Below are 10,152 nucleotides of genomic sequence, written 5' to 3'. Positions count from 1 at the left end.
GCTGACCTCCATGTGATGTTTGGCGACCTTACTCTGGCAGAGCGTTGGTCGCTTTCCATCCCCATAGGATCTTCACGAAAGCGGAATGGCAGCTTTCGGGGCGAAGTTACCGATAAGCAGTCATTCCGGTGAGACCTCTTTGTAGACGTTAAAGCCAGGATCGCCCCCTCATCTGGCCACTCAGACACGATCAGCCGCACCGCCGGCGGTGGATAGAATGTGTCTGGGCGACCTGCAGTGACTACGACCAGAGGCCTTATCGATGTTAAGGCCTGATTTTCCCAAAATTGGTTTCGCTTTTCGTACGTCGGTGTTCGGAATGGGGAACGAGCCGGCCACTCCGTCTCTCGCATATTTAACGATGACCATTGCGGTTAAATCCGTGGGTTAACACGCTCTACCCTGCCGCCTCACGCCCGCTTGTTCTGGCGGTTGGCGATCAGGTCGACGACGACGCTCGGGTCGGCCAGCGTCGAGGTATCGCCCAGCGCGCTGAATTCGTCCTCGGCGATCTTGCGCAGGATACGGCGCATGATCGTGGCCGAACGCATCTTGGGCAAGGCTGGCGCGAACTGGATCTTGTCGGGCGTGGCAAAGGCGCCGATCTCCTTGCGTACGTGCTGGATCAGTTCCTTGCGCAACGCTTCGCTCGATTGCTCGCCTTCAACCTGCGTGACGTAGCAGTAGATGCCCTGGCCCTTGATGTCGTGCGGGTAGCCGACGACCGCCGCCTCCGACACCTTGTCATGGGCAACCAGGGCATTAGCTAAAGCGGATTCGAGGCGAGGAGGGCTAGACGCTTCGCTGGTCCAACGCGGAACCTACGATCATGGCAGGCAGAAATAGTATAGCGGCGACACCAGAAACGCTACCTACTGTGGAAATCCGTTCTCGTGCACGACGCCCCAGATCTTTCTGTTCACGTCGGCGATATCCTCGATGCACTCGGAAATACGCGTAACCTCAGCACCGTCCAGAGCCTCGATCTTGCCGTACTTTATCGAGTCCTTCCCGTCGAATATGCGCATAAGCTGTGTGTGGGAAATATCACCCTTGTCGTCGAAGGAATAAATGCAATGATTGTATTTATTCCGCAGTTTCGATTGCTGGTTCAAGCGTTCAAGCAGCGCGAGAACATCCGTCCGACATTGTTCGGGTGTCTTGGCCAGTTTGGCGAGCCTTTCCACCAGGTCGATCCGCGCCCGCGTCGTGTTGAGCGTCAGGAAGATGACGATAGCGGTTTCCTTGTCGACCCGGGCCAGGCCCGCGATCAGATGAATGAGCAGGCTCTCCGTGTTGGTCCAGGTATAGTTCAGGCGCCCGATCAGAAGCAGTATCTGCTGAAAGCTCTGCATTGCGTGGACCTTAGCGGGGCGTGGACCTTGGCGACGAATGAACTTGGCGGGCCGCGTGCCATTCGTGACCGGGGCCGATCCTATCCAGAAAACAGGGATGGCGGCAATATGGTTCGGGGCCGCCGCGCACGTCCTTACGGGCGGCGTGCATCGTTCGACGTAGGAGACCCGCTCAAGTTTTTGCCAACAGGCGTAGGCTTCCACGCCTTGTCGTCAGCGCTCTAGCTAGAATGTGCAGCTAGGCGCGCGCCGCCTCCCAGCCCACACTGCGACCGTCTCGGGTGATCCGGGACACGGACATGCATCTGATTTCAGTGCCTTCCATTCCCGGCCCGGCTTGCCCGGTCGGGTGTCTGAACACGCTGAACGCGGTGATGGCCGTTTTTCACTGGGGAGGATTCGACTTGATCGAGCTTTTGGGCTCGGTGCCTGCCGATTTGTCATGCATGCGGCAAGCCTCGTTCTCCCTCGTTTGTGCAACCGCCCGCCCGGCTCAAGGCCCTCTGACAGATGAACGGGGTCATGCTGGAACGGCTTCAACATGAGGTTACGACAATGTCCCCCAGAGATTCGCACAACTCAAGCTACCAATTCGATCCGAGTCAGGATCAAGGCCAGGCTGAGGCCCAGGCCCAGTTGCAGGCTGAACTTCAGGCCCAAGGGCAAGCTCAGGGCCAATACCAATCCAGCCATTCCGACAATGAAAACGCCAACGGTAACGGTAACGGTAACGGCAATGGCAATCTCAACCTCAACGGCAATGCCAGTCTGAATGCCAATGGTAATCTGAACGCCAATCTGAACAAGGCGATCAACGAGAGCACTAACACCAACAACAACACGAGCAGCAATACGAACTCGAACACCAACACGTCGGACACGCATGTGAACGTCGATGTCGGGCTCGACCTTTCCGGCTACGCGCCAAGCAACCGCGACGTGACCGATGTTAGGCTTGACGGGGGCTCGCAAATCGACAAGCTGCTGGTCAATCATGACGGCCAGATCTTCTACAACCCCGGCGACGGCGCGTCGTTCAACGATTTCCTGAATGGCTCGCTGAACGGCGAAGGCAACGATTCCGCCCTGTCGGTGGCCCAGGTGAACAATCTGGACGACAACGACCATCTCGGCAGCGCGAACGTGTCGAATGACGGAACCTTCGAGCAGAACGGCGATGCCAATGGCGGCTATGCGACAGCCGGTCCCGGCATCACCGCCGGCGCTGATGGCGGCGGCGGCGGCGGCAATGGCACGGCCAATGGCGGTCAAGGCGGCGAAGGCCACAGCTTGGGCGGCATCGGCATCGGCGGCAGCGCGCTCGGTGCCGCACGCGGCGGCGATTCAACCGGTGGCACAGGTGCTGCCGGTGGAGCCGGAACCGGCCTCGGTCTCGGCCTCGGTCTCGGACTTGGCGAAGGTGGTGCCACCGGCGGTAACGGCGGCAATGCCAATGGCGGCGACCAGAACGGCGATGGCGGCAACGGTTTCGGTGCCGGGCTTTCGGGTGCCGACGGCGGCAATAGCGGCGATGCCGACAGCGGCAATGGCGGCGACGCGGCCGGCATCGGCCTCGGCGCGGCAGGCAGCGGCGACGCCGGCAACGGCGACAGCGGCAATGGTGGCGATGCGGCCGGTATCGGCTTCGGCGCCGGAAACGGTGAAGGCGGCGACGGCGGCAACGCCAGTGCCGATGGCGGCGGTGCGCTCGGTCTCGGTCTTGGCCTGATCGGTGTCGGCGTCGGCGTGGTTGGCGACGCCGGGCAGGCAACCGGCGGTGCCGGTGGCAATGGTTCGGGTTCGGGCGCCGGCAACGGCGCGGGCACCGGCGGCGACAGCGGCAATGCGAATGGCGGCGACAGCGGCTACGCTAATGGCCTCGGCCTCGGCAACGGCCAGGGCGGCGACAGCGGTAACGCCAATTCCGGCGATGCCGGCGACGCGCTGTCCCTCGGCCTCGGCCTTGGGCGCGGCGGCGATGTCGGTGACGGCGGTGCCGGCGGCATGGCAGGCGCGGGCGGCGCTGCGCTGGGTCTCGGCATCGGCACGGGCATCGGCGAAGGAACCGGTGCGGGCGTCGGCGGCGCGGGTGGCCAGGGCGGCTTTGCCTGGAGCGGCGATACCATCGTCGTACCGGTCGCGGGCGACGGAACCGGCGGCGCATCCATGGGCGGCAACGGCGGTGACGGCGGCGCAGGCGGCATCATCACCAACGGCGATGGCGGCTACGGCGGCGATGGCGGAACATGGGGTTCCAACAACGGTCATGACAGCTACGTCAACGGCCTGTCGGAAGCCCACGCGGACGCCATCGTCGACACCAGCGCCTTCAACCAGAGCATCGTGATGGGCGCCAACATGATGGAAAACCTGCTCAGCCAGACAGTGGTGGGCGGCAACTACGACCAGATGGACCATAGCGGTTCCTGAGCGAACGTTCCGCGCAAGCGGAGCCTGAGAACCGGGCTACGCGGGAAATCCCGCGTAGCCCATACTGATCGATAATGCCCCATTCGTCGGAAAATGCCGCAGCAATCGGAGAACGGTTCCGTGCATTTGGACAAGATCACCGAGGCGATCGCCCACTTCATCGGGTTGTTCCAGATAGAGACGGAGCAGGCGCGACTGCGCAACGACTACCTTGAATTCAAGGCTTTGCAGGCGCTGGAAGCGCCCCCGGATCAGCACGACCAGACCCAAGTCACTTTTCAATCGCCTTATGATTTCAACGATCCGGACCCTGGCCTGCACTATGTGCCCGCCGCACCCGCGATCGTGCCGCTGGGAGTCATCACCAGCGTGGCCTACGCGACGCCGGAAATCCCTGTGGCAGGCGCGACGCCGCCGGTGATTTATCCGCAATATGCAGCGCCGCCGTTGCTGCGGGATTTCCAGTCGGGCATGCGGATCGTCGAACTGACGCCGCCGGGCTCAGTTGCCGTGCACATCTCGCAAATCAACAATCTTTCCGACAATGATTTCGTCAATGTCGGCACGAACGCCGTGGCCTTCCATGCAATCGGCACGCCTACCCTCGCGCTCGACGCCTTGCTGGACGACGCCTCGCAATTCAACCCCATCGGTGCCGCCACCTTCGGGGCGGAGGAAGACATCGGCACGTTCATTAGCGATGCTGCCGCATCGCTGAACGCATTTGCCGCCGGCATAGAGGTAGCACAGGCACAAAATGCCGACGGTCCTTTTTCTCCCTTCAGTTCCGCCGATGGCATTTCCGTTCATGCGGATGTTTCGCTCATTGGCGAGCCGGAAGCCGACGCGATCTACATCAACGGCGGGATATTCGACGAGGCTCCGAAGTTGGACGATGTGCTTCCGGCCGCATCGCCGCTCGTCAAGGACGCTGCGGATATGCCCGCCGAACCGCTGCCGGGCGGCAATCACCAGATACAGGGTGTGGGTTCGACCGCAACCGGCGAGACGGTTCGCGGGCAGGGCGAAATCTCCGGCCCCACCTTGGTCGAGATCGCCGCCGGCAGTAACGCGCTGTTGAATTCAGCGATGCTGGTCAACGACGCGCTGGAAGGCAATGTCTTTGCGGTGGCCGGTAACCACTTTGCGCTGAACGCCATCATCCAGGTCAACGCCTGGAGCGATTCCGATTCCATCGGCGCAAGCCTGAGCGGCTGGGGCAATGCTGCGCAGAGCGCCGCCACGGCGGCGTTCAACATCGCCCAGATGCAGCATATCGAAACCGAAAGCGGTGCCGACGCGTCGAACGATCCGGCGCAGTTGGGTTTTCCCAAGGCGTGGGCGATCACTGAAATCCACGGCGACTTCGTTTCGCTGAACTGGGTCCAGCAACTCAATTTCGTGCTCGACAACGACACCAGCGTCGTCGCCTCCTCGTCCGGCGTGACGACGAAAGTCGGCATGGGCGAAAATCAGGGTTTCAACGACCTGTCGCTTGCCGATCTGGGCAAATATTACGACCTCATTCTGGTCGGCGGAAATTACTACGACGCCAACATCATCACCCAGACCAACGTGCTGCTCGACGACGACGTGGTGGGGGCGCTTGCCGGCTTCCACACCTCCGGCCAGGGTTCGGTGTCGGCCAGTGACAACCTCCTGTGGAACGATGCGAAAATCACCAGCATCGGCCAAGACATGACGGGCGCGTTGCCAAGCGGCTTCTACGACGCGCTGCATGATTTCGCAGCCGGCGGCAAGATGTTGCCGGCGAGCGTGCTTCAGGACAGCGCCTTTCAGGGGCTCGAGGGGCTGCGGGTGCTCTACATTTCAGGCAGCATCTACGATCTGCAATATGTGAGCCAGACCAATGTGCTAGGCGACGCCGACCATGTCGCGCTGGCGATGAATTCGGCGGCGCAGGCGGATTTGAATGCTGATTGGACGATCACCACCGGCTCCAGCGCCCTGGTCAATTCGGCGCAGATCGTGGACGTCGATCCGTCCGGCAAGACCTATTTCGGCGGCAACCACTACTCGGACGAACTGCTGGTGCAGACCGATGTCATCCGCACCGACCACGGGCTGCTAACCAGGGACGCCGACCATCTGGTCAACGAGGCCGTGGTCTTTCTCAGCGACGACATGATCAAGACCACTTTCGACGACTCGTTCTCGCATCTCAGGGATGATGTCGGCGTCCACTCCGCCCACAGCGACATCATGCAATCCGTCGTTTCCTGACGACCCATATGCCGGGACTGCAATGAACAGACATGTGAACTCTACTCCCCATATGCCGCCGGCGACGGGCGCGGATGAGGCCTCGCAATCGGCGGCCGACAGCACGGCACCGAAGGCCGCGGCGGACCTGAAGGATATCGACGGACGGTTCGCTTCATTCATGGCTGAGATTGATGAGGCCGCAGCCGAACTGAGGCGAACGGCAAGGCCGCTCTTCTTCCGGCCGCTCGATGCTGACCCGGATGCGCCCGACGGATCCACGCCCGCCGCCGAGGTCGAAGTGGTGGACAGGCCGGACAGCGGACGGCCAGGCAAGGAAATTCCAGCGGGGACCCTCAAATCGATCGAAGGCGACAGCGGACCGATCGAGGCCAGGCGCGCGATACCGAAGGACCGTGAACAGGGCAAGGAAATGGCTGCCGGCGGCGGCGACGTTTTCCATCGCCGCCTTGGCGCAGTCAACCTCGCCGACAATCTGAACGCGGGCATCCATGCGGTACGGCGCAATCTTCTTGTCGTTATGGGCTTTACGCTCGCCACCAACGTCCTTGTGCTGGCGATCCCTGTCTATCTGTTCCAGATATCCGACCGGGTGCTGACCAGCCGCTCGACCGACACGCTGATCATGCTGACGATCCTGATCGCCGGCGCTGTCATCCTAAACGCCGTGCTCGACGCCATCCGCCGCTTCATCCTGATGCGCACGGCCGTCGAGGTCGCCGCCCAGCTTGGCGCACCCATCCTCGGGGCCGCGGCGCGGGCTTCGCTCAACAGCAACGGGCGCGAGTACCAGACGCTCGGCGACCTCCAGCAATTGCGCGCCTTCCTGGTGTCGGGCACGCTTTTGTCGTTCCTCGATGCGCCGCTGACACCGCTGTTCATGCTGGCGGTTTTCCTGGTGCATCCCGACCTTGGCTACATCGTCGTGCTGGCCGCGCTGCTGTTGCTGGTCATTGCCTTCTTCAACCAGCGGGCGACAGAGGCGCCGTTCCACGAGGCTGGCAATTTCCAGAGCAAGGCCAACCTTCACCTCGACTCCATGGCGCGCAATTCCCAGATCATCAACGCGCTGGCGATGATCCCGGAAGCCGTCAAGATATGGGGCCGCGACACCGCCGGCGCTCTCAAGGCGCAGGTGGTGGCGCAGGACCGCAACGTGATCGCCGCTTCCGTGTCCAAGGCGGTGCGGATGCTGGCGCAGGTCGCCATGCTGGGCTGGGGCGCCTATCTGTCGCTGGAAGGCCAGTTGACCGGCGGCATGGTGATCGCCGCTTCCATCATCGCCGGGCGCGCGCTGGCCCCTGTCGAAGGCGCTATCGAAGGCTGGCACCAGTTCATCAACACCCGTTCGGCCTATCAGCGCATCGCCGCCCTGTTGCGGGCGTCGCCGTTGAATTTCGAGCGGCTGAAATTGCCGCGCCCACAAGGCAGGCTCGACGTGGAGCGGCTTTTGTTCGTGCCGCAGGGAACCAAGCGCGTGGTGCTGAACGGCATAACCTTCACGCTGTCGCCCGGCGAATCGCTGGCGATCATCGGCGATAGTGGAGCCGGCAAGACCACGCTCGGCAAGATGCTGGTCGGCTCGATCCTGCCGACCTCGGGCAATGTGCGCCTCGACCTGATGGATTTGCGCAACTGGGACCAGCGCCAGTTCGGCGAAAACATTGGCTACCTGCCGCAGGACGTGCAGCTTTTTCCCGGCACCATCAAGGCCAATATCGGCCGCATGCGCGACGACGCCAGCGACGATGACATCTACAAGGCGGCCATGCTGGCCGACGTGCACGAGCTGATCTCGACCTTCGCGCAAGGTTATGAAACCATCGTCGCCGGCGACGGTTCGCCGCTGTCGGGCGGCCAGAAACAGCGTATCGCGCTGGCGCGCGCCTTCTTTGGCAACCCGCGGCTGGTCGTGCTCGACGAACCCAACTCCAATCTCGACGGCACCGGCGATGCAGCCCTGTTGCGCGCGCTCGACCATGCCAAGCAAGAGAAGATCACCGTCATCACCATCACTCAGCGGCCGTCGCTGCTCAACTGCGTCGACAAGATCCTGTTACTCGCCAACGGCACGGTATCAATGTTCGGCGTTCGGCAGGAAGTCCTCAAGGCACTTGCCCCCTTGAACGCCGCCAATGCGCGCAATGTTGTCGGCCATCAACCAGCACAGGCAGTATCGTGAAAACCAGCATCGCCGACGTCCACGACATCGAATGGTACAGCCAGGTGCCGCGCTCGATCCACAAGCACGCGCTTGTCGGCATGGTTCTGGTGGTGGCGGCGTTCGGGGGCTTCGGCACATGGGCCGCAACCGCGCCATTGGCCGCGGCCGTGGTTACCGCCGGCAGTTTCGTGGCGACGGGCGAAAACAAGGTGGTCCAGCATCTCGAAGGCGGCATCATCCAGGACATTCTCGTCAGCGAGGGCGACCATGTCACCGACGGCCAACCGCTGATCCGGTTGGACGGCATCGCAGCCCAGGTGAAGCAGCGGCAGCTGTTCCTGCGCCAGGCGCGGCTGGAAGCGAACGTGGCGCGGCTGGAGACCCAGGTCGCCGACAGGCGGGAAATCGGCTTCCCGGCGATCATCACCGACAATACGAGTGACAGTGACATCAAGGGGATTGTCGACGGGCAGTTGGCCAGTTTCCGCTCCGCCCGCAACCGCATCGACAGCGAGACGGGGCTGCTCAAGCTGAACATGGAATCACTGAAATTCCGGACCGAGGGCTTTCAGCGGCAAAGCACATCGATGACGGAGCAACTCGACTATCTCAGGCAGGAATATGCCGGCAAGCTGCAGCTTCTCAAGCAGGGCCTGATCCGCAGGCCGGAGGTCAACGCCATCCAGCGCGCCATCGCCGACGCCGAAGGCCAGGTCGGCCGGCTGGATGCGGAAGTGTCGGAAACCAATTCCCAGATCGAGAAGTTTCATCAGCAGATCAACCAGACGGTGACGGAACTGCAACAGAAGGCGCTTGACGAACTCCAGACCAGTCAGGGCGACCTCGACGCGATCCGTCAGGAAGCGCGGCAGGCGAAGAACGTCACGCAACGCTCGACGATCAACGCGCCAGTCTCGGGCACCGTCGTGCGGATGTACTATCATACGTCGGGCGGCGTCATCGAAAGCGGAAAGAAGATCCTGGAAATCCTGCCCTCGAACGTGCCGCTGATCATCGAGACCCAGATCCAGCGCAAGGACATTGATGCGGTAAAGCCTGGCCAGAAAGCGACGGTCCGGCTGGTGGCGCTCAACCGGCGCACGACGCCGGTGCTGGATGGCGAGGTCTACTATGTCTCGGCCGACGCGCTGTCCGACGCGACCATTCCCAACCAGGAAGTGTACCTGGCCCGCGTGCGCCTGTCGCCCAGCGAACTCGCCCGTATTCCGGGCTTTGTCGCGACGCCGGGCATGCCTGTCGACGTGATGATCGAGACGGCGGAACGGACTTTCCTCGACTATCTGACCAAGCCGATCCGCGAAAGCATGTCGCGGGCCTTCACCGAACGATAACGGTCTTTCCACGGGCAGATCGCCACCGAAAGGTTCATATCGATGCCCTTTCCGAGATGACGCAAAATCTCGATATTATAGGCCGCCTCTACAGATACAATTTAATCAGGATGATCGCGGCTGTTCCCTTGGCAGTGCCTGCTATAAAATCTTTCGACGGAATCTGATGGTGAATGGCTGTGTTGCCGGGATCGTAATACCAACGGCGCCGATTGCTGACTCTTTCGTGCTTTTGGCGGGTTGCGGAACCATGATTCCCTGTTGCCAAAGGAGATTCGGCGATGGGATCTGCGGTGAAGATACGAACGGACTACTCGGCGGCTGAGCTTCGGCGGGTTGCGAAGAGTTCGAAAAACACCAACCAAAGCCGGCGACTATTATCGCTTGCGGCTTTGCTTGAGGGGATGATCCGATCCGATCCGATCCGATCCAATCCGATCCGATCCGATCCGATCCGGTGCGGGTCGGAGGCATGGACCGCCAGACGCTACGCGACTGGGTACATCGGTTCAACACAGCCGGCCCCGACAGACTTCTCAATCGCTGGTCGCCGGGGCCGTCATCGCGGCTGTCGCCCGAGCAGAAGGTGGAACTGGCGGCTCTCGTG

The 10,152-nt window shown here is 62.0% G+C and carries 5 protein-coding genes and 2 pseudogenes; 5 read left to right on the top strand and 2 right to left on the bottom strand.

All coding sequences use genetic code 11. From position 1 onward, the window contains the following. Positions 1-410 precede the first annotated feature (410 nt). Both ACX3P1_RS27190 and ACX3P1_RS27185 read right to left on the bottom strand, forming a co-directional pair. Positions 411-764, bottom strand: a pseudogene (locus ACX3P1_RS27190) (AMP-binding enzyme); the annotation flags it as partial. Positions 765-872: 108 nt separating this feature from the next. Then, on the bottom strand, positions 873-1,355 hold the full coding sequence (locus tag ACX3P1_RS27185; protein ID WP_459082788.1) for a hypothetical protein: 483 nt from the start codon (positions 1,353-1,355) through the stop codon (positions 873-875). A gap of 555 nt (positions 1,356-1,910) precedes the next feature. Here ACX3P1_RS27185 and ACX3P1_RS27180 point away from each other — a divergent pair. The 5 genes and pseudogenes from ACX3P1_RS27180 to ACX3P1_RS27160 form a co-directional block, all read left to right on the top strand. After that, a complete protein-coding gene (locus ACX3P1_RS27180) occupies positions 1,911-3,785 on the top strand; it encodes a hypothetical protein (RefSeq protein WP_459082786.1) in 1,875 nt (624 codons plus the stop codon). Between the two features lie 120 nt (positions 3,786-3,905). Beyond that, a complete protein-coding gene (locus tag ACX3P1_RS27175; RefSeq protein WP_459082784.1) occupies positions 3,906-6,029 on the top strand; it encodes a type I secretion protein in 2,124 nt (707 codons plus the stop codon). A 22-nt stretch (positions 6,030-6,051) separates the two neighbouring features. Then, positions 6,052-8,211, top strand: coding sequence for a type I secretion system permease/ATPase (locus tag ACX3P1_RS27170; protein ID WP_459082782.1), 2,160 nt, complete (start codon positions 6,052-6,054; stop codon positions 8,209-8,211). Continuing rightward, complete coding sequence (locus ACX3P1_RS27165; protein ID WP_459082780.1) at positions 8,208-9,545, top strand: HlyD family type I secretion periplasmic adaptor subunit; 1,338 nt, start codon at positions 8,208-8,210, stop codon at positions 9,543-9,545. The genes ACX3P1_RS27170 and ACX3P1_RS27165 overlap by 4 nt, the downstream gene beginning before the upstream one ends. 281 nt (positions 9,546-9,826) lie before the next feature. Further along, a pseudogene (locus tag ACX3P1_RS27160) lies at positions 9,827-10,152 on the top strand (helix-turn-helix domain-containing protein); the annotation flags it as partial.

The organism is Mesorhizobium sp. A623 (genome assembly GCF_054489405.1).
The sequence above is the reverse complement of the archived record's forward strand: the minus strand, read 5'-3'. Positions and strand labels throughout refer to the sequence as shown.

What these genes read in the sequence shown, in the direction of transcription:
- ACX3P1_RS27185 (WP_459082788.1), bottom strand. Translation starts at nt 1,355, where the DNA reads ATGCAGAGCTTTCAGCAGATACTGCTTCTGATCGGGCGCCTGAACTAT.
- ACX3P1_RS27170 (WP_459082782.1), top strand. Translation starts at nt 6,052, where the DNA reads ATGAACAGACATGTGAACTCTACTCCCCATATGCCGCCGGCGACGGGC.
- ACX3P1_RS27180 (WP_459082786.1), top strand. Translation starts at nt 1,911, where the DNA reads ATGTCCCCCAGAGATTCGCACAACTCAAGCTACCAATTCGATCCGAGT.